The sequence below is a fragment of the Enterobacter sp. HK169 genome (assembly GCF_001719105.1).
Lineage (GTDB): Bacteria > Pseudomonadota > Gammaproteobacteria > Enterobacterales > Enterobacteriaceae > Enterobacter > Enterobacter asburiae_B.
Genome location: NZ_CP017087.1, coordinates 2882376 through 2903139 on the forward strand (window position 1 = coordinate 2882376; position 20764 = coordinate 2903139).

16 protein-coding genes, 1 tRNA gene and 3 rRNA genes are annotated in these 20764 nt (G+C 53.0%); 7 read left to right on the plus strand and 13 right to left on the minus strand.

Annotated elements, in window-relative coordinates; genetic code table 11:
- The first annotated feature begins 46 nt into the window (after positions 1–46).
- Entirely contained in the window at positions 47–157 is a 111-nt protein-coding gene (locus tag EnteroDNA1_RS22355; RefSeq protein WP_023333898.1) for a YshB family small membrane protein, read from the plus strand.
- Positions 158–229: 72 nt separating this feature from the next.
- Here the strand turns inward: EnteroDNA1_RS22355 and hemN are convergent, their stop codons facing one another.
- Together hemN and yihI are read right to left on the minus strand one after the other, a co-directional pair.
- Entirely contained in the window at positions 230–1603 is a 1374-nt protein-coding gene (gene hemN / locus EnteroDNA1_RS13725) for an oxygen-independent coproporphyrinogen III oxidase (RefSeq protein WP_069303440.1), read from the minus strand.
- Positions 1604–1791: 188 nt separating this feature from the next.
- The gene (gene yihI, locus EnteroDNA1_RS13730) at positions 1792–2307 is read right to left on the minus strand and encodes a Der GTPase-activating protein YihI (RefSeq protein WP_064673047.1); all 516 of its coding nucleotides are present in this window, start codon (positions 2305–2307) and stop codon (positions 1792–1794) included.
- Positions 2308–2884: 577 nt separating this feature from the next.
- Here yihI and yihA point away from each other — a divergent pair.
- The gene (yihA, locus tag EnteroDNA1_RS13735) at positions 2885–3514 is read left to right on the plus strand and encodes a ribosome biogenesis GTP-binding protein YihA/YsxC (protein WP_029741470.1); all 630 of its coding nucleotides are present in this window, start codon (positions 2885–2887) and stop codon (positions 3512–3514) included.
- Positions 3515–3612: 98 nt separating this feature from the next.
- Here the strand turns inward: yihA and EnteroDNA1_RS22705 are convergent, their stop codons facing one another.
- The gene (locus EnteroDNA1_RS22705; protein ID WP_071892919.1) at positions 3613–3660 is read right to left on the minus strand and encodes a spot 42 RNA, inhibition of DNA synthesis; all 48 of its coding nucleotides are present in this window, start codon (positions 3658–3660) and stop codon (positions 3613–3615) included.
- A gap of 166 nt (positions 3661–3826) precedes the next feature.
- Complete coding sequence (polA, locus tag EnteroDNA1_RS13740) at positions 3827–6619, minus strand: DNA polymerase I (RefSeq protein WP_064673046.1); 2793 nt, start codon at positions 6617–6619, stop codon at positions 3827–3829.
- A gap of 440 nt (positions 6620–7059) precedes the next feature.
- Here polA and EnteroDNA1_RS13745 point away from each other — a divergent pair, with 440 nt between their 5' ends.
- The gene (locus EnteroDNA1_RS13745; protein WP_064673045.1) at positions 7060–7968 is read left to right on the plus strand and encodes an acyltransferase; all 909 of its coding nucleotides are present in this window, start codon (positions 7060–7062) and stop codon (positions 7966–7968) included.
- A 23-nt stretch (positions 7969–7991) separates the two neighbouring features.
- Here EnteroDNA1_RS13745 and dsbA read toward each other — a convergent pair whose 3' ends face one another.
- From dsbA to EnteroDNA1_RS13760, 3 genes are all read right to left on the minus strand, one after another.
- On the minus strand, positions 7992–8615 hold the full coding sequence (dsbA, locus tag EnteroDNA1_RS13750) for a thiol:disulfide interchange protein DsbA (protein WP_033146975.1): 624 nt from the start codon (positions 8613–8615) through the stop codon (positions 7992–7994).
- A gap of 27 nt (positions 8616–8642) precedes the next feature.
- On the minus strand, positions 8643–9629 hold the full coding sequence (locus EnteroDNA1_RS13755) for a serine/threonine protein kinase (RefSeq protein WP_047059140.1): 987 nt from the start codon (positions 9627–9629) through the stop codon (positions 8643–8645).
- A 75-nt stretch (positions 9630–9704) separates the two neighbouring features.
- Entirely contained in the window at positions 9705–9974 is a 270-nt protein-coding gene (locus tag EnteroDNA1_RS13760) for a YihD family protein (protein WP_008501866.1), read from the minus strand.
- Between the two features lie 68 nt (positions 9975–10042).
- On the opposite strand from EnteroDNA1_RS13760, the gene mobA reads away from it, so the two are divergent.
- Entirely contained in the window at positions 10043–10627 is a 585-nt protein-coding gene (gene mobA / locus EnteroDNA1_RS13765) for a molybdenum cofactor guanylyltransferase MobA (protein ID WP_047059138.1), read from the plus strand.
- The gene (mobB, locus tag EnteroDNA1_RS13770; RefSeq protein WP_033146978.1) at positions 10624–11127 is read left to right on the plus strand and encodes a molybdopterin-guanine dinucleotide biosynthesis protein MobB; all 504 of its coding nucleotides are present in this window, start codon (positions 10624–10626) and stop codon (positions 11125–11127) included. The genes mobA and mobB overlap by 4 nt, the downstream gene beginning before the upstream one ends.
- Before the next feature lie 98 nt (positions 11128–11225).
- Here mobB and rrf read toward each other — a convergent pair.
- The 4 genes from rrf to EnteroDNA1_RS13790 all read right to left on the minus strand — a co-directional run bounded on the left by rrf (position 11226) and on the right by EnteroDNA1_RS13790 (position 16198).
- Positions 11226–11341, minus strand: a 5S ribosomal RNA gene (gene rrf, locus EnteroDNA1_RS13775).
- A 67-nt stretch (positions 11342–11408) separates the two neighbouring features.
- Positions 11409–14313, minus strand: a 23S ribosomal RNA gene (locus tag EnteroDNA1_RS13780).
- 183 nt (positions 14314–14496) lie between these two features.
- Positions 14497–14572, minus strand: a tRNA-Glu gene (locus EnteroDNA1_RS13785).
- Positions 14573–14656: 84 nt separating this feature from the next.
- Positions 14657–16198 (minus strand): 16S ribosomal RNA (locus EnteroDNA1_RS13790).
- Together the 16S, 23S and 5S rRNA genes with 1 tRNA gene alongside form the textbook arrangement of a ribosomal RNA operon.
- Before the next feature lie 454 nt (positions 16199–16652).
- Between EnteroDNA1_RS13790 and EnteroDNA1_RS13800 the strand changes: the two genes are divergently transcribed.
- A complete protein-coding gene (locus EnteroDNA1_RS13800; protein WP_069303441.1) occupies positions 16653–17360 on the plus strand; it encodes a FadR/GntR family transcriptional regulator in 708 nt (235 codons plus the stop codon).
- Positions 17357–18790, plus strand: coding sequence for a multidrug transporter subunit MdtD (mdtD, locus tag EnteroDNA1_RS13805; protein WP_033144368.1), 1434 nt, complete (start codon positions 17357–17359; stop codon positions 18788–18790). Before EnteroDNA1_RS13800 ends, mdtD begins: the two co-directional genes overlap by 4 nt.
- Here the strand turns inward: mdtD and rbsR are convergent.
- Both rbsR and rbsK read right to left on the minus strand, forming a co-directional pair.
- Positions 18756–19748, minus strand: a complete 993-nt coding sequence (gene rbsR / locus EnteroDNA1_RS13810) for a ribose operon transcriptional repressor RbsR (RefSeq protein WP_073001901.1) — start codon at positions 19746–19748, stop codon at positions 18756–18758. The genes mdtD and rbsR overlap by 35 nt on opposite strands.
- Before the next feature lie 3 nt (positions 19749–19751).
- The gene (gene rbsK / locus EnteroDNA1_RS13815) at positions 19752–20681 is read right to left on the minus strand and encodes a ribokinase (RefSeq protein WP_033146468.1); all 930 of its coding nucleotides are present in this window, start codon (positions 20679–20681) and stop codon (positions 19752–19754) included.
- Between the last annotated feature and the right edge of the window lie 83 nt (positions 20682–20764).

Sequence of the window (20764 nt, forward strand, 5' to 3'; positions counted from 1 at the left end):
CCGATGAGTTTTGTATGATCGTGCCCGGAAATTGGGGGTGAACATCATGCTGGAAACAATCGTGAATATGCTCTCTAGCGGAGCCGCTGAAAGCCACACGCCACAGACAGCCGTTGCGGCCATGTTGTGTGCGGCGTTGGTGGGGCTGTTTAGCTAGCGAGTTGAACGTAAAAGCCGGGTGGCGGCTTCGCCTTACCCGGCCTACGTTTTGTGCATTTTGCAATGCGCCTTAAATCACCCGCGAGAACTGCTGCAGTCGCGCTTTCTGACGTAGATACGCGTCAAAGCACATGCAGATATTACGGATCAACAGACGCCCTTTCGGCGTGACCTCAATCGCGTTCTCCGACACATCCACCAGCCCATCTTTCGCCAGCGGTGCAATCAGCTTCAGGTCTTCCGTAAAATAATCGCTGAAGTGCAGATCCCACTGCGACTCAACGTCGCTGAAGTCGAGACGGAAGTTGCAGATTAGCGCCTTAATCACATCGCGCCGGATGCAGTCGTCGCGCGTTAACGCGATGCCTCGCCACAGCGCGTTGCCCGTTTCATCAACCTGCTGGTAGTAGCGCTTCAGCTCTTTCTGGTTCTGCGCGTAACAGTCGCCAATCATACTGATGGCGGAGACGCCCATCCCCAGCAAATCGGTATCGCCTTGGGTTGTGTAGCCCTGGAAGTTACGGTGCAGAACGCCTTCACGCTGCGCAATCGCCAGCTCGTCATCCGGACGAGCAAAGTGATCCATTCCGATAAACTGATAGCCGGTTTCGGTCAGCGAGGTAATGGTTTCCTGCAGGATATCCAGCTTCTGCTGGGCAGAAGGAAGATCGGCATCTTTGATTTTTCGCTGAGCGGCAAAGAGCGTCGGCAGATGCGCATAGTTAAAGACGCTCAGGCGGTCCGGGTTGAGTTCGGCCACGCGCTTCAGGGTGAAGGCGAAGCTTTCCGGCGTTTGCTTTGGCAGGCCGTAAATCAGGTCAATATTGGTCGAGGTGAAACCAATCTCGCGCGCGTGATTGAGTAAGGCAAAGATAAATTCTTCGTCCTGCTCGCGGTTCACCAGACGCTGAACCTCTTTATTGAAATCCTGCACGCCCATGCTCAGACGATTGAAGCCTTCAGCGCGTAAGTGATCCAGTACATCCAGCTCAATTTCACGCGGATCGACTTCGATCGAGATTTCAGCGTCGGCGTTAAAACTGAAATTGCCGCGCAGCAGGGTCATCAGGCGGCTGATTTGCGCTTTATTCAGATAGGTTGGCGTCCCGCCGCCCCAGTGCAGCTGGCTGACGTGACGGCCAGCAAAAAGCGGCGCGCGATGGACAATTTCTTGTTCGAGCGCATCAAGATATTGGTCGGCTTTGTGCTGCTGACGGGTAACGATTTTATTGCAGCCGCAGAAGTAGCAAAGCTTGTGGCAGAACGGAATATGGACGTAGAGCGACAGCGGACGCTCAGGATAGCGCGCGACAGCCTGCTGGAAATCAGCCTCGCCGAAGGCATCGGAGAACTCCAGCGCGGTGGGGTATGACGTATAACGCGGCCCGGAATAGTTATATTTCTGGATTAGGGCCAAATCCCAGTCGATAGTTGGTGCTGACATGCTCACTCCTTCCGTTGGTGTCGCGTTCGTATACGGCGGCCCGTTCTGGCCCCATCGCGGGCCATCATTCGGGTGCGCAGCCACTTCTGTCGCCGCGACAACCGCCGTAGTTTAACGAATAACCACACCAGATAACATATAACCGGAAGGGTTATAAGCAGGACTATCGTGCCTGCCGGGTGCAAATGTTAGTTTCCACCCTTCAGAAGACGCATCATATCTTCCTGCTTTTCGTCTTCTTCTTCATCTTCGTCATCGTCGTATGACAGGCCCAGCTTCTGCATCAGTTCATCGATACGATCCAGTTTGGCATCCACCCATGACTGCTCTTCAGCGGTCAGGGTTTCACCCTCTTCAAGACGTTCCAGCAGCGCGTCCAGGCGCTCATCGTTCTCCAGCAAATCCAGCTCAGCCTGCGGTGAAAGCATAGGTTTCTCGCTCTTTGGTTTGTGCTGCTTAGTGACCAGGGTGTCTGTCACGCCCAGTGGAATGGGAGTTTTACTGCCGATACGAGGGTCTTTCTGCTGTTTGCCTTTTGCAGAAGCACCCGCTGCACCACCACCGTTGGCACGGCTACCCGCAGCGTGACCGCGATGTTTTTTGTCGCGTTTGCGATCGCGCGCTTCCTGGTTCAGTTCTTCGCGCGTTTTGCGGCGTGCTTTTGCAGGGCGTTTCGCGCCCGCAGCGGAGGTTGGTTTTTTCATGATGTTTTATCTTTAAGTCGTTTTCTTCAGTATAGAATTGCGGCGAAATCTAGCAGAAAGCAAGCAAAGAAAAAAGGCGACAGAGCAATCTGTCGCCTTTTTTCCTGACTCACAACCCTTAGCGGGTCAGACATTCCGTGTTTGCCAACAACAAACCCTGTTTATCCCTTGGCTAATACCGTCCGTGATACGGTTCCATTTCCTTTTAAAACGCCTCCAGGCGCTGGTCATCCTGACAATCCTGCGTCTTCGCCTCCTGGCGCTCCTGACCCTAATCCTTAAGTCGATTTCCTGTTGGCTTCCTCGCCCTGACGCACACTTTACCTTGTTCCGTTAAACTAACAAGCAACGAAACGGTACAAAAAGGATTTTTCAGACAATTACCCGGAAATAAGCTTATGATTTAAAACAGTTTGGCTTTTTTGACGCCTGCGAATTCTCTGAAATCTCCCATAGCATCACTGGCCGATCTCTCACACCGATTGGGGCATTCGCCTACAGCTCATAGCAATCAGAAAAGCCTTTTGGCTGCATTCGGGTATAATCCCCTTCAGATTACGATTTTGGAGACGACCACGTGACTACCTGGAACTACCAACAGACGCATTTTGTCACCAGTGCGCCCGATATTCGCCACCTTCCTTCTGATACCGGTATTGAAGTGGCATTTGCTGGCCGCTCCAATGCGGGGAAATCCAGCGCCCTGAATACGCTGACCAATCAGAAGAGCCTGGCGCGTACCTCAAAAACACCTGGCCGTACCCAGCTGATCAACCTTTTTGAAGTCGCAGAGGGCAAACGCCTGGTCGACTTACCGGGCTACGGTTACGCGCAGGTACCGGAAGAGATGAAAATCAAGTGGCAGCGTGCGCTGGGTGAATACCTGGAAAAACGCCTGTGCCTGAAAGGTCTGGTGGTGCTGATGGATATTCGCCATCCCCTGAAAGATTTGGATCAACAGATGATCGACTGGGCTGTAGCAAGCGATATCGCCGTGCTGGTGCTGCTGACGAAAGCCGATAAGCTGGCGAGCGGCGCGCGTAAAGCGCAGGTGAATATGGTTCGCGAAGCGGTGCTGGCGTTCAACGGTGATGTGCAGGTTGAGCCGTTCTCCTCGCTGAAAAAGCTGGGCGTGGACAAGCTGCGTCAGAAGCTCGATACCTGGTTTAGCGAGCTGGAACCCGCGACGGAAGCGGAAGAAGAGTAATACCGAGCGCGGCGATAGCCGCGTTTTTTTTTGCCTGAATTTTTCTTTGCCGCAATAAAAAACGCCCCAGTCATTACTGACTGGGGCGGCTAAAATATTCAGCCAAATCCGATTACGTGAAGTAAAAGGTCTGAAAGATAGAACATCTTACCTCTGTACCCTACGCCGACAACTCTACCCCTTTTTGTGCTGCAGAAAAAGCACTTTTTGTAGTTTTTTTTCATTCTTTACATAGGGAATTCTAATGATTGTCACAAAACGCGCGTTGTTATGTTGCAAACTTACATAAAAAGCGCGTTATGCGAAGAACCCTTAGTGAGCCTGATCCCAGTTTTCGCCACTTCCCACTTCCACCAGCAACGGCACGTTGAGCGTCATGCTGCTTTCCATCAGTTCGTGGATCTTCTTCGACACGGCGTCGAGGTCGTCTTTGTGCACTTCAAATACCAGTTCATCGTGTACCTGCATGATCATTTTCACGCGAGGCTTCTCTTTTTCCAGCCAGGCATCAACGGCGATCATTGCACGCTTAATAATGTCCGCCGCGGTACCCTGCATCGGGGCATTGATCGCCGCTCGCTCTGCGCCAGCGCGACGCGCCGCGTTGCTGGATTTGATGTCCGGTAGGTAGAGACGGCGGCCATCCAGGGTTTCGACGTAACCTTTTTCCTTCGCCTGCGCGCGGGTGCGTTCCATGTATTCCAGCACGCCCGGATAACGCTCGAAGTAGAGATCCATATACTTCTGCGACTCTTTACGCGGAATGTTGAGCTGGCGCGAAAGACCAAATGCGCTCATGCCGTAAATCAGACCGAAGTTGATCGCCTTAGCACTGCGGCGCTGCTCGTTGGTCACGCTGTCCAGCGGCAAGCCGAAGACTTCCGCCGCGGTTGCCCGGTGGATATCCTTCCCTTCGGCAAACGCGGTCAGCAGGCCTTTGTCGCGGGACAGATGCGCCATAATGCGCAGCTCAATTTGCGAGTAGTCAGCAGAGACAATCAGATAATCCTCTGGTGCGATGAAAGCCTGACGAATACGGCGGCCTTCTTCGTTACGTACCGGGATGTTCTGCAGGTTAGGATCGGTTGATGAGAGACGACCGGTCGCCGCGACAGCCTGATGGTACGAAGTGTGCACACGACCCGTTTTCGGGTTGATCATCAGCGGGAGCTTGTCGGTGTAGGTAGACTTCAGCTTCGCGAGGCCACGGTACTGCAGAATCACTTTTGGCAGCGGGTAATCCAGCGCCAGCTCTTCCAGCACCTCTTCAGAGGTTGACGGCGCGCCGCCAGGAGTTTTCTTCAGCGGCTTGATGCCCTGCTTTTCAAACAGAATGGTTTGCAGCTGCTTCGGCGAAGAGAGGTTAAACGGCTCGCCTGCAAGCTCATGCGCTTTTTGCTCGAGCTCGGTCAGACGCTGCGCCAGCTCCCCGGAGTGGTTATGCAGCACCGTTGGGTCAATCTTCACGCCGTTGCGTTCAATGCGTGACAGAACGGGTACCAGCGGCATCTCGATATGCTGGAACACGTTCAGCGGACCTTCATGCTTCTGCAGTTTTGGCCACATCTTCAGGTGCAGCTGTAGCGTGACATCAGCGTCTTCCGCCGCGTAGCGCCCCGCTTCTTCCAGAGCAATCTGGTTAAAGGTGAGCTGATTTTTCCCTTTACCGGCAATCTCTTCAAAGGTGATCGTTTTGTGCTTGAGCCAGCGGTCAGATAAGGAATCCATATCATGGCGGCCCGCGACGCTGTCCAGAATGTAGGATTCAAGCATGGTGTCGAAGGCAATCCCGCGCAGTTCAATGCCGTAATTTTGCAGAATGCCGCGATCGTACTTGAGATTTTGCCCGACCTTGAGCGCCTTTTCGTCTTCCAGGATCGGCTTCAGCAGCTCAAGCACGCGTTCACGGGAGATCTGCTCCGGCGCATCCAGGTAATCGTGCGCCACAGGGACGTAGGCGGCAATACCCGGCTCTGTCGCAAATGACAGGCCAACCATATTGGCAGAGATGTTATCGAGGCTGTCGGTTTCGGTATCAAAGGCGAAGACGGGCGCCTTTTTCAGCTTCTCGATCCAGGCGATCAGCTGTGACTCTTCAAGAATGGTTTCGTAGTTGTCGAAGGAAAGCGCCACGGCTTCTTCTTCCGCCTGCTCTTCTGCGTCAACGACGATTGTCTCCTTCGGCTTTGCAGCAGGTTTGGCCCCTTTCGCCTGCAGCCATTTACCGGCTTCCACGTCAGCGGTCCAGCGCTTGAATTCGTATTTCTTAAACAGGCTCAGCAGATCGTCAGCGGAAGGCTGTTGCACTTCAAGCTGCTCACAGCCCAGCTCCAGTTCGACATCGGTTTTGATTGTGGCCAGCTTATAGGAGAGATAAGCCACCTCTTTGTTCTCTTCCAGTTTTCCGGCCATGGTTTTTGCGCCACGGAAGGAGAGCCCGGCGATTTTGTCTGACTCCGCGTAGAGCGTATCCAGTCCACCCAGCCCCTGGAGCAGCGCCTGCGCGGTTTTTTCACCGACGCCAGGGACACCCGGGATGTTATCCGAGGAGTCGCCCATCAACGCGAGGAAGTCGATAATCAGCTCAGGCGGCACGCCGTACTTTGTGACCACTTCTTCTGGCCCCAGAATGGTGTTGGTCATGGTGTTAATCAGGGTGATGCCTGGCGTCACCAGCTGCGCCATATCTTTATCACCGGTGCTGATCAGCACAGGACGCCCCATCTTTTCTGCTTCACGCGCCAGCGTGCCGATGACGTCATCGGCTTCAACGCCAGAGACGGCCAGCAGCGGCAGCCCCATCGCTTTTACCATGGTGTGCAGCGGCTCAATCTGCGCGCGCAGATCGTCAGGCATTGGCGGACGGTGAGATTTGTAATGCTCAAACAGTTCGTCGCGGAAAGTTTTACCTTTCGCATCAAAGACCACAGCCGCATGGGTTGGCTGATACTGAAGGATCAGGCTGCGCAGCATGTTCAGCACGCCGTACATTGCGCCGGTGGGTTCCCCTGCGCTATTGGTCAGAGGAGGAAACGCATGATATGCCCGATACAGGTAAGAAGAGCCATCGACGAGAATAAGAGGGTTTTCTGGGATCTGAACCATAATGTCCGTGCCTTTAATCAATTTATGGGTAAAGGATGCCACAGAAGGATGAAAACATCAGGTATTAGCGCCAGATACAGGAAAAGATTTTGCGATCGTGAGGATCGCTCGCAAAAATCAAACTGTGGATAAGTTTGTGTATATTTTCACTTCATATGAATAACAGACGTAAAAAATACATATGCGTTAATTTTTAGATCTTAATTATCATGCTGTTATAGCATTAGATCTTATCTATATGGTCAACTGATGGCAATTTAGTCTATGTGGATATAAGCCTTGTTAAGCGCGCAATCACAGAGAAATCGTCTGCGACAGGGTAAAAGCGGCCAAATCATCACGTCAAAGCGCCATTAATTTGTCTGTTTTCTGGTAAAATCAGCGCCCGGCGTTGCATAGCCGACCGCTCACTTACAGCTAACTACCTGAAAAAGCTCATCATGCCGAGATTGCTCGCAGCAATAACATTACTGTTAAGCATCATTTTAACTATCCTGGTGACTGTCGCCTGCTCTGTGCCGATCATCATCGCCGGGATCGTTAAACTGCTGCTGCCTGTTCCCATGGTGTGGCGAGCCGTGTCCGCATTTTGTAACTTCATGATGTACTGCTGGTGCGAAGGACTGGCGATACTGCTGTGCCTGAACTCGCATCTGAAGTGGGATATCAAAGGGCTGGAGAGTCTTAACAAGAAGAACTGGTATCTGCTGATCTGCAATCACCACAGCTGGGCGGACATCGTGGTGTTATGCGTACTTTTTCGCAAACACATCCCGATGAACAAATATTTTCTGAAACAGCAGCTCGCCTGGGTGCCTTTTATCGGGCTGGCCTGCTGGGCACTTGATATGCCGTTTATGAAACGCTATTCGCGCAGCTATTTGATTCGTCATCCCGAGCGTCGCGGCAAAGATGTGGATACCACGCGCCGTTCCTGCGAAAAGTTTCGCGCGCATCCAACGACCATCGTGAACTTTGTTGAAGGCTCCCGGTTTACGGAAGAGAAGCATCAACAAACTCGCTCCCCTTACCAGCATCTGCTGCCGCCAAAGGCTGCGGGTATTGCGATGGCGCTTAACGTGCTGGGATCACAGTTCGATAAACTCCTGAACGTCACGCTCTGCTATCCGGAAAACGATAAGACGCCGTTCTTCGATATGCTCAGCGGCAAACTGACGCGCATTGTTGTGCGTGTCGATCTGGTCCCGATAGATGCCGGGCTGCACGGTGATTACGTTAACGATAAGAATTTCAAGCGTCGTTTCCAGCAGTGGCTTAATACGCTCTGGAAAGAGAAAGACGAACAGATAAACAATATTAAATCTTCATACAAAAACGCCGGTCAGTGACCGGCGTTTTTACATCAGCGAAATTACTTCTTCTCAACCAGGTATTTCACGGTATCAGCATACTGCTGTACGAAGATATCCATGCTGCTGGTGTCCATGCCCTGCATGTTCAGCTGGTATTTGCCGTTAACAAACATCGCCGGAACGCCCTGAAGCTGGAGGTCAGCAGCCGCTTTTTCCTGCTGAGCAACCAGAGATTTCACCACAAAGCTGTTCCATGCTGCGTCATACTCTTCCCCTTTCACGCCGGCATCAACGAACACTTTACGGATATCCGCAGTGGTCTGAACGGTCTGGGTTTTCTGTACGGCTTCAAACATTGGCGCAGTGATCTTATCTTCCACGCCCAGTGCCATCGCGACCGCCCATGCCTGGGTCAGATCTTTACCCAATGGGCCAAGGAACTCGACGTGGTACTTGGTCATTTTGGTGCCTTCTGGCAGCTTTTTCTTCACGTTGTCAGAAACATGCAGAACCTGCTCGAACTGATAGCAGTGTGGGCAATAGAACGAGAAGAACTCCAGAACCTGTGGCTCGCCAGCAACCGGTTTGTCCAGCGTGATGAACTGTTTGCCGTCGGTAAACTGCGCAGCAGAAGCGCTAAATGCCAGAATCATACCTGCCAGCGCCAGCCAAATTTTTTTCATGATTAACTCTCTCCTGGGTGTGTCCAATTAATACATCGGCGTTAATTGCAGAGGGGGTTCCTGAAGAACCTTGACCTGCTCAGTAAATGTAGATATCTGGCTACGCCAGTAATCCTCTCCGGTAAGCCACGGGAAATTCCGGGGAAATGCGGGATCGTCCCAACGCCTGATTAACCATGCGAGATAATAAACAAAACGCATCGCACGTAAAGGCTCAATCAGGGCAATTTCGTCTGAATTAAACGGGCTAAATTCTTCATAAGCTTCAATAATGGTTTCAAGCTGCATGCGTTGCTCGGCTTTGTCGCCATTGAGCAACATCCACAGGTCCTGAACCGCTGGCCCCATACGTGCATCATCGAGATCGACAAAAAGCGGGCCATCACGCCAGAGGATATTTCCGGCATGACAATCGCCATGCAGGCGCAGGACGGAAATATCGTCGCGCCAGCAGGTTTTAACCGCAGCAATGAGCTTATCGGTGGCGTTGAGGAAATCATCCTTTAACGCAGTAGGGATCATGGCAGACGTTTCGAATATTCCGCGTGGCTCAAGAAGGTATTCCTGAATCCCGATAGTCGGGCGGGCAATAAAGGCTTTTTTGCGTCCCGTCTGGTGTATGCGCCCAAGATAGCGGGCAACCCACTCCATCTGATCGATATTATCCGCTTCAAACTGGCGGCCACCCAGACTCGGGAATACAGCGTAGTAAAACCCTTCGTGCGTGAGGAGCGTTTGGTTATTGAATTTTAGCGGTGCGGCAACGGGAACATCGTCATCCAGCAGATCGTGAGCAAACTGATGCTCTTCCTGAATTTGTTCTGCGGACCAGCGTTCAGGACGATAGAATTTTACGACGAAGCGCTGACGATCCTCGTCCTGAAACTGATAGACGCGGTTTTCGTAGCTGTTTAACGGTGTTAGCCCGGAATCCACCCGAATACCCAGTTCAAACAGGGCATCCATAATGGTGTCCGGGTGTAATGTCTGGAAAGTAAAAGCCTGGTCGTTCATCCGATCATCCGGAAATTATACGAATGATTCAGGATATCATCTTGTGGCGATTTCGGTGCCGCCGCTTACAAGCTTTTACTCTTTAATTACGCCTCGAGCGCGTAGTAATGCGGTCTTAAAATCTTCCTCATAATCTTTCTGAATACCAGGAATAACAGCATCTTTGGCAGAGTCACGCATTTTAAGGTGATAGATCAGGATGTCGTCAGAAAGGTCTGCCAGATCGCCGTCAAAACCTGACTCTTTCGCCAGTTTCTGTAAAAATTGCATCAGATTTAGCTCTGGCTCTTTTTGCCAGGCGGGCTGGAGGAGTTCAATAACTTCATTCAGACGTTTACATTTCATGGTGGTGCTCCTTTCATTTAGAGTGACACGTTAGCAGGGTCAATCCCACAATAAAAGAGGCGATATTCGTGAATCTTAGCCAGGAAATCATTGGGGTCGTTCTGGCAGGTGGCAGAGCGACGCGAATGGGGGGAAAAGATAAGGGGCTTCAACGCCTGAACGGCAAACCCTTATGGCAATGTGTCGCTGATACGCTCGCAGGCCAGGTGTCGACAATGGTCATCAGTGCTAACCGGCATATCGACACTTACCAGCTCAGCGGGTATGCCGTTTATCAGGATATCCTTGAGGATTACCCGGGACCGCTGGCCGGCATGCTTTCGGTCATGCAACAGTCTCACGGAGAGTGGTTCATCTTCTGTCCCTGCGATACCCCGTTTATTCCGTCCTGTCTTGTCGAACGTTTGTTGCTGATTCGGGGTACGGCTCCTGTGGTTTGGGTACATGACGGCGAGCGTGATCATCCTGCTATCGCATTGATGCACCGATCCCTGGTGCCAGCCCTGCAGTCCTATCTGGCTGCGGGAGAGCGCAGGGTGATGGCTTTTATGCGCGAGTCTGGTGGTCATCCCGTTGATTTTAGCGATTTAAAATCAGCTTTTGTGAATGTGAATACGCCTGACGATTTGCAGATGATGCAGGAGAAAAGATGATACCTGTTGTCGCCATTTCTGCCTGGAGTGGGACCGGAAAAACCACGCTGCTGAAAAAGCTCATTCCTGCGCTTTGTGCCAGAGGTATCCGTCCAGGATTGATTAAACATACCCACCATAATATGGATGTCGATAAACCGGGCAAAGATAGCTATGCGTTGCGTAAAGCGGGTGCAGCGCAAACGATGGTGGCAAGTACTCAACGCTGGGCGCTGATGACAGAAACGCCGGATGAGGCACCGCTGGATCTCGCTTATCTGGTCAGCCGGATGGATCACGCCACGCTGGATCTGGTGCTGGTTGAGGGATTTAAGCATGAGGCCGTGCCTAAGATCCTGCTGTTCAGAAGCGATGCCGGGCATGATTTCAGCGAGTTAACGCTGGATGAGCATGTGATTGCGGTGGCCAGTGATGTTGTATTGCCGCTTGAAGTTCCGATGCTGGATTTAAATGATGTGGATGGGATTGCGGAGTTTATTGTGGAGTGGAGTGCGATCTGACTTGCCGGGTGGCAGCTTTGCCTTATCCGGCCTACAAATTTCTGAATGCTTAAACGCAAAAAGGCCATCCTTGCGGATGGCCTCTTCACTTATTTGATGCCTGGCAGTTCCCTACTCTCACATGGGGAGACCCCACACTACCATCGGCGCTACGGCGTTTCACTTCTGAGTTCGGCATGGGGTCAGGTGGGACCACCGCGCTAAAGCCGCCAGGCAAATTCTGTTAATCTGTATCAGGCTGAAAATCGTGTCTGTCTTCGCCGAAACAGCTTCGGCGTTGTAAGGTTAAGCCTCACGGTTCATTAGTATCGGTTAGCTCAACGCATCGCTGCGCTTACACACCCGACCTATCAACGTCGTAGTCTTCAACGTTCCTTCAGGACCCTTAAAGGGTCAGGGAGAACTCATCTCGGGGCAAGTTTCGTGCTTAGATGCTTTCAGCACTTATCTTTTCCGCATTTAGCTACCGGGCAGTGCCATTGGCATGACAACCCGAACACCAGTGATGCGTCCACTCCGGTCCTCTCGTACTAGGAGCAGCCCCCCTCAATTCTCCAGCGCCCACGGCAGATAGGGACCGAACTGTCTCACGACGTTCTAAACCCAGCTCGCGTACCACTTTAAATGGCGAACAGCCATACCCTTGGGACCTACTTCAGCCCCAGGATGTGATGAGCCGACATCGAGGTGCCAAACACCGCCGTCGATATGAACTCTTGGGCGGTATCAGCCTGTTATCCCCGGAGTACCTTTTATCCGTTGAGCGATGGCCCTTCCATTCAGAACCACCGGATCACTATGACCTGCTTTCGCACCTGCTCGAGCCGTCACTCTCGCAGTCAAGCTAGCTTATGCCATTGCACTAACCTCCTGATGTCCGACCAGGATTAGCTAACCTTCGTGCTCCTCCGTTACTCTTTGGGAGGAGACCGCCCCAGTCAAACTACCCACCAGACACTGTCCGCAACCCGGATTACGGGTCTACGTTAGAACACCAGCCATTAAAGGGTGGTATTTCAAGGTCGGCTCCACGCAGACTGGCGTCCACGCTTCAAAGCCTCCCACCTATCCTACACATCAAGGACCAGTGTTCAGTGTCAAGCTATAGTAAAGGTTCACGGGGTCTTTCCGTCTTGCCGCGGGTACACTGCATCTTCACAGCGAGTTCAATTTCACTGAGTCTCGGGTGGAGACAGCCTGGCCATCATTACGCCATTCGTGCAGGTCGGAACTTACCCGACAAGGAATTTCGCTACCTTAGGACCGTTATAGTTACGGCCGCCGTTTACCGGGGCTTCGATCAAGAGCTTCGCGTTGCCGCTAACCCCATCAATTAACCTTCCGGCACCGGGCAGGCGTCACACCGTATACGTCCACTTTCGTGTTTGCACAGTGCTGTGTTTTTAATAAACAGTTGCAGCCAGCTGGTATCTTCGACTGATTTCAGCTCCACCCGCAGGGGCTTCACCTACATATCAGCGTGCCTTCTCCCGAAGTTACGGCACCATTTTGCCTAGTTCCTTCACCCGAGTTCTCTCAAGCGCCTTGGTATTCTCTACCTGACCACCTGTGTCGGTTTGGGGTACGATTTCGTGTTACCTGATGCTTAGAGGCTTTTCCTGGAAGCAGGGCATTTGTTACTTCAGCACCGTAGTGCCTCGTCATCACACCTCAGCGTTAAAAGGTACCGGATTTACCTGGAACCTCCGCCTACATGCTTAAACCGGGACAACCGTCGCCCGGCTAACATAGCCTTCTCCGTCCCCCCTTCGCAGTAACACCAAGTACAGGAATATTAACCTGTTTCCCATCGACTACGCCTTTCGGCCTCGCCTTAGGGGTCGACTCACCCTGCCCCGATTAACGTTGGACAGGAACCCTTGGTCTTCCGGCGAGCGGGCTTTTCACCCGCTTTATCGTTACTTATGTCAGCATTCGCACTTCTGATACCTCCAGCATGCCTCACAGCACACCTTCAACGGCTTACAGAACGCTCCCCTACCCAACAACGCATAAGCGTCGCTGCCGCAGCTTCGGTGCATGGTTTAGCCCCGTTACATCTTCCGCGCAGGCCGACTCGACCAGTGAGCTATTACGCTTTCTTTAAATGATGGCTGCTTCTAAGCCAACATCCTGGCTGTCTGTGCCTTCCCACATCGTTTCCCACTTAACCATGACTTTGGGACCTTAGCTGGCGGTCTGGGTTGTTTCCCTCTTCACGACGGACGTTAGCACCCGCCGTGTGTCTCCCGTGATAACATTCTTCGGTATTCGTAGTTTGCATCGGGTTGGTAAGCCGGGATGGCCCCCTAGCCGAAACAGTGCTCTACCCCCGAAGATGAGTTCACGAGGCGCTACCTAAATAGCTTTCGGGGAGAACCAGCTATCTCCCGGTTTGATTGGCCTTTCACCCCCAGCCACAAGTCATCCGCTAATTTTTCAACATTAGTCGGTTCGGTCCTCCAGTTAGTGTTACCCAACCTTCAACCTGCCCATGGCTAGATCACCGGGTTTCGGGTCTATACCCTGCAACTTAACGCCCAGTTAAGACTCGGTTTCCCTTCGGCTCCCCTATACGGTTAACCTTGCTACAGAATATAAGTCGCTGACCCATTATACAAAAGGTACGCAGTCACACCACGAAGGTGCTCCCACTGCTTGTACGTACACGGTTTCAGGTTCTTTTTCACTCCCCTCGCCGGGGTTCTTTTCGCCTTTCCCTCACGGTACTGGTTCACTATCGGTCAGTCAGGAGTATTTAGCCTTGGAGGATGGTCCCCCCATATTCAGACAGGATACCACGTGTCCCGCCCTACTCTTCGAGTTCACAACCTGTGCATTTTCGTGTACGGGACTGTCACCCTGTACCGTGCGACTTTCCAGACGCTTCCACTAACACACAAGCTGATTCAGACTCTGGGCTGCTCCCCGTTCGCTCGCCGCTACTGGGGGAATCTCGGTTGATTTCTTTTCCTCGGGGTACTTAGATGTTTCAGTTCCCCCGGTTCGCCTCGTTAACCTATGTATTCAGTTAACGATAGTGCAACGAATTGCACTGGGTTTCCCCATTCGGACATCGCCGGGTCAAAGGTTCATATCACCTCGCCGGCGCTTTTCGCAGATTAGCACGTCCTTCATCGCCTCTGACTGCCAGGGCATCCACCGTGTACGCTTAGTCGCTTAACCTCACAACCCGAAGATGTTTCACTTCTGATTGCGAAAATTTGAGAGACTCGAACACACCATTAAAGATGTGTCGTTTCAATTTTCAGCTTGATCCAGATTTTTAAAGAGCAAATATCTCAAACGTCACCCGAAGATGAGTTTTGAGATACTGAGGCAGGTGACTTTCACTCACGAACCAGCAAGTGGCGTCCCCTAGGGGATTCGAACCCCTGTTACCGCCGTGAAAGGGCGGTGTCCTGGGCCTCTAGACGAAGGGGACGTGAAGTCTCAATCGCAAGACGCCTTGCTATTTACTTTTCATCAGACAATCTGTGTGGACACTACAAAGGCAGGTTCTTTAAGGTAAGGAGGTGATCCAACCGCAGGTTCCCCTACGGTTACCTTGTTACGACTTCACCCCAGTCATGAATCACAAAGTGGTAAGCGCCCTCCCGAAGGTTAAGCTACCTACTTCTTTTGCAACCCACTCCCATGGTGTGACGGGCGGTGTGTACAAGGCCCGGGAACGTATTCACCGTAGCATTCTGATCTACGATTACTAGCGATTCCGACTTCATGGAGTCGAGTTGCAGACTCCAATCCGGACTACGACGCACTTTATGAGGTCCGCTTGCTCTCGCGAGGTCGCTTCTCTTTGTATGCGCCATTGTAGCACGTGTGTAGCCCTACTCGTAAGGGCCATGATGACTTGACGTCATCCCCACCTTCCTCCAGTTTATCACTGGCAGTCTCCTTTGAGTTCCCGGCCGAACCGCTGGCAACAAAGGATAAGGGTTGCGCTCGTTGCGGGACTTAACCCAACATTTCACAACACGAGCTGACGACAGCCATGCAGCACCTGTCTCAGAGTTCCCGAAGGCACCAATCCATCTCTGGAAAGTTCTCTGGATGTCAAGAGTAGGTAAGGTTCTTCGCGTTGCATCGAATTAAACCACATGCTCCACCGCTTGTGCGGGCCCCCGTCAATTCATTTGAGTTTTAACCTTGCGGCCGTACTCCCCAGGCGGTCGACTTAACGCGTTAGCTCCGGAAGCCACGCCTCAAGGGCACAACCTCCAAGTCGACATCGTTTACGGCGTGGACTACCAGGGTATCTAATCCTGTTTGCTCCCCACGCTTTCGCACCTGAGCGTCAGTCTTTGTCCAGGGGGCCGCCTTCGCCACCGGTATTCCTCCAGATCTCTACGCATTTCACCGCTACACCTGGAATTCTACCCCCCTCTACAAGACTCTAGCCTGCCAGTTTCGAATGCAGTTCCCAGGTTGAGCCCGGGGATTTCACATCCGACTTGACAGACCGCCTGCGTGCGCTTTACGCCCAGTAATTCCGATTAACGCTTGCACCCTCCGTATTACCGCGGCTGCTGGCACGGAGTTAGCCGGTGCTTCTTCTGCGGGTAACGTCAATCGACAAGGTTATTAACCTTATCGCCTTCCTCCCCGCTGAAAGTACTTTACAACCCGAAGGCCTTCTTCATACACGCGGCATGGCTGCATCAGGCTTGCGCCCATTGTGCAATATTCCCCACTGCTGCCTCCCGTAGGAGTCTGGACCGTGTCTCAGTTCCAGTGTGGCTGGTCATCCTCTCAGACCAGCTAGGGATCGTCGCCTAGGTGAGCCGTTACCCCACCTACTAGCTAATCCCATCTGGGCACATCTGATGGCAAGAGGCCCGAAGGTCCCCCTCTTTGGTCTTGCGACGTTATGCGGTATTAGCTACCGTTTCCAGTAGTTATCCCCCTCCATCAGGCAGTTTCCCAGACATTACTCACCCGTCCGCCGCTCGCCGGCAAAGTAGCAAGCTACTTTCCGCTGCCGCTCGACTTGCATGTGTTAGGCCTGCCGCCAGCGTTCAATCTGAGCCATGATCAAACTCTTCAATTTAAGTTTGATGCTCGTGAATTAAACTTCGTAATGAATTACGTATGTTCACTCAGAGACTTGGTATTCATTTTTCGTCTTGCGACGTTAAGAATCCATGTCACTTTGAGTGCCCACACAGATTGTCTGATAAATTGTTAAAGAGCAGTGCCGCTTCGCTTTTCGCAGCGGCGCGGGGTGTGCATATTACGCTTTCCCGCTTCAGAGTCAAGTGATTAATTTCGCTTTTCTCTGCTGACCCGGCGGCGTGTGTGCCGTTGTTCCGTGTCAGTGGAGGCGCATTATAGGGAGTTATTCCGACGTGACAAGAGGAAATTTAAAAAAAGTTTCCATCCGCGTTTTTTTTCACCAATAGAGGTGAAATCAAGCTACAAATTGTTCTATTTGATGTATCTGCAACCACAATCACATTCGAGGTGGCATAATTATCAGCATGAATCTTTAAGGAATAAAAGCGATGCCATTAAGCGCACAACAGCTGGCCGCCCAAAAAAACCTGTCGTACGTGCTGGCAGAAAAGCTGGCTCAGCGGATTTTAGCGGGTAAATATCCCCCGGGTAGCATCCTGCCGGGTGAAATGGAGCTGGGTGAGCAGTTTGGGGTGAGCCGTACCGCCGTGCGCGAAGCGGTGAAAACCCTAACGGCAAAAGGTATGGTGCTTCCACGCCCTCGCATTGGCACGCGCGTGATGCCACAGAGTAACTGGAATTTTCTCGATCAGGAGCTGCTCTCCTGGTGGATGACGGAAGATAACTTTCATCAGGTCGTCGATCACTTTCTGGTGATGCGCAGCAGCCTTGAACCTCAGGCATGTCTGCTTGCCGCCACGCTGGGAACAGCAGAGCAGAAAGCGCAGCTTAACGCGCTGATGGAAGAGATGGTGTTCCTGAAAAAAAACTTCAACCGCGAACGCTGGGTTGAGGTCGATATGGCCTGGCATGAACACATCTATATGATGAGCGCCAATCCGTTCCTCACCTCTTTTGCCTCTTTATTTCATTCGGTGTATCACACCTACTTTACCTCTATTACACAAAACGAAGTGGTAAAACTGGATTTGCACCAGGCGATAGTTGATGCCATCCAGGAAAGCGACGGGCAGCGAGCCCTGAGTGCGTGCCAGGCATTGCTGGCCGCGCCAACCCACCAGCAGGTAAATAAATGACAACGAAAAAAGCGCGCAGCATGGCCGGATTGCCGTGGATTGCAGCCATGGCGTTTTTTATGCAGGCACTGGATGCCACCATCCTCAACACAGCGCTTCCCGCTATAGCGCAAAGCCTTAACCGCTCCCCGCTGGCGATGCAGTCCGCCATCATCAGCTATACCCTGACGGTCGCAATGTTAATTCCGGTCAGCGGCTGGCTGGCCGACCGCTTTGGCACCCGCAGAGTTTTCATGCTGGCCGTCACGCTCTTTACGCTTGGATCGCTGGCCTGTGCGCTCTCCTCATCCTTAACGGAGCTGGTTATCTTCCGCGTATTGCAGGGAATTGGCGGCGCGATGATGATGCCGGTGGCACGCCTTGCTTTGCTGCGGGCCTACCCCAGGAGCGAACTGCTTCCCGTGCTCAACTTCGTCACCATGCCGGGCCTGGTCGGCCCGATTCTTGGCCCGGTACTCGGTGGCGTGTTTGTCACCTGGGCAAGCTGGCACTGGATCTTCCTGATTAATATTCCAATTGGCGTTGCGGGGCTGCTGTATGCCCGCAAATATATGCCGAACTTCACCACGCCAAGGCGCAGCTTCGATATGGGCGGCTTTTTCCTGTTTGGCCTGAGCCTGGTGTTATTCTCCAGCGGGATGGAGCTGTTTGGCGAGAAGATCGTCGCGACGTGGTTAGCGCTCTCCGTTATCCTCGGCGGTATTCTGTTATTCCTTCTTTATATACGTCACGCGCGTCGTCACCCGACGCCGTTAATCTCCCTGGGGCTCTTTAATACCCGAACGTTTTCCGTTGGGATTGCAGGGAACATTGCGTCTCGTTTGGGGACGGGCTGTGTGCCGTTCCTGATGCCATTGATGCTGCAGGTGGGTTTCGGCTACCCGGCCCTGATTGCTGGCTGCATGATGGCGCCCACGGCAATGGGCTCGATTCTGGCAAAATCAACCGTGACACAGGTGCTGCGCTGGTTTGGCTATCGTAAGACGCTGGTCGGCGTGACGGTCTTTATCGGTCTGATGATTGCGCAGTTCTCGCTACAATCCGCCGCGTTACCCGTCTGGATGCTGATCCTGCCGCTGTTTGTGTTGGGCATGGCGATGTCGACGCAGTTCACGTCGATGAACACCATCACCCTCGCCGACCTGACTGACGAGAACGCCAGCAGCGGCAACAGCGTGCTGGCGGTAACGCAACAGCTGTCGATCAGTTTAGGGGTTGCCGTGAGTGCAGCGGTGCTGAGGTTTTATGAGGGTTTTGACAGCGCGAATACCGTTGAGCAGTTCCACTATACCTTTATCACCATGGGCGCACTTACCGTGGTATCGGCGCTGGTCTTTATGCTGTTAAAACCAAAAGACGGCCGAAACCTGATTAAAGAGCGTCACAAAGAGAAAGCTAAACCGAACCGCGTTCCATCAGAACAGGAGTAAGCTGCAGCCGTTGCTGTTGCAGCGTGGGCTGCGCCATACGGTGGATCAACACATCGATGGCCAGCTCGCCCAGTTCATCCTTCGGCTGATGAATAGTGGTCAGCGGCGGCGTCATGTAGCTGGCCAGTTCGATATCGTCATAGCCAATCACCGCCATATCGTCCGGCACGCGTAGCCCCGCCTGATACAACGCCTGGTAGGCACCAAACGCCATCGCGTCGTTACCAATAAAGACCGCCTGCGGACGCGGCTTTTGCGTTAGCAGTTTCTGCATTGCCTCGAAACCGCCGTTAAACTCAAAGTCGCCTGTGATCCGGTAGCCATCAGGAATGGCAAGCCCCGCTCGTTCCATGGCGGAGAGATACCCTTCCAGACGCAAACGCGCCGGAGTTTTATCCAGCGGCCCCGTAATACAGGCAATGCGAGTGTGTCCTTTATCAATCAGGTACTGAGTCGCCATATCGCCGCCCAGCAGGGAGTTATCCTGAATGAGATCGCTGGTTCCGTCGAACGGCGCCCAGTCCATCATCACGGTGGGAATCGAAGGATAGCGCTGGATGATCTCTTTCGAGGGCTGGTGCGTTTCGGTGCAGAGCAGTAATAGCCCGTCGACGCGTTTTTGCATCAGCGTTTCCAGGTTACGATTCATGCGCTGCTCGTCACCCTCGGTATTGCACAGCACCAGGCTGTAGCCACGCTCGAAGCAGCTGCGCTCCACGCCGCGAACCAGTTCTGAATAAAAGGGGTTGGTACTGGCGGTGATCAGCATACCGATGGTGCGCGTCTGGTTGAGCTTAAGGCTGCGCGCCAGCGCAGACGGCGCATAGTTGAGTTCTTTTACCGCAGCTTCGACTTTCTCACGAATCGCCTCGCTGACGAAGCGATCGTTGTTTATAACGTGGGAGACCGTCGAGGTAGAAACGCCCGCCATGCGGGCGACATCTTTCATTGTGGCCAAGCGTTACCCCTGCTGACTTAAGAATTCATCGATCTCTTTACGCCACGGAACGGAAGGCTGGGCGCCTTTGCGCGTCACCGCAATCGCGGCAGCAGCGTGTGCGAAGCGAATAGCGTCATCCATTCTCTTGCCTTCCAGCAGCGCGGTGACCAGTGCACCGTTGAAGGTATCTCCCGCTGCGATGGTATCAATCGCTTTGACCTTAAAGCCCGGCACGCGACGGCCTTCGCCATTGACGCTTGCCCACACCCCACGGCTACCAAGGGTGATAATCACGGTACCGATGCCCTTATCATGCAGTGCACGCGCGGCTCGCGCGGCATCGTCATCATTTTCTACGCGAATGCCCGTCAGCTTTTCGGCTTCGGTTTCGTTCGGCGTAATGATGTCCACCAGCGCCAGCAGCTCGTCTGATAATACACGGGCCGGGGCCGGGTTAAGTACGACAGTGGTATGATTTTCATGCGCAATTTTCGCGGCAGCCAGCACGCTTTCAACCGGTGACTCCAGTTGCATGAGCAGGGCTTCCGCTCCGGCGATGATGGCACGTTGCGCTTCTACGCGCTCCGTCGTCAGCGCTGCGTTAGCACCCGCATGAATACCGATGACATTCTCACCTTCAGCGTTGACGAAAATCAGCGCCACGCCGGTCGATTCCCCTGCAACCACGCTGACCGGTGCGACATCAATGTTGTCGCTCGCCAGCTGTTTGCGTACGCGCTCACCGGTATCGTCATCCCCCGTGCAGGCGATAAACGCAATATTCGCCCCGCTGCGACCGGCAGCGACGGCCTGGTTGGCACCTTTACCGCCAAATGCCACCTGATACTGGTTACCCGTGACGGTTTCGCCCGGTGCAGGGAAAGATTCAAGGTTAAGAATGTGATCGGCATTGATACTGCCAAGGACGACGAGGTTGCCTGCGGTTTTCATGGTTGGGTTGTCCATCTGAGAGCGCCACCGGTGTTACCCGGTGGCGTATGCCACACTTTTCTTTATTGGTGTCCCTCAGGCAG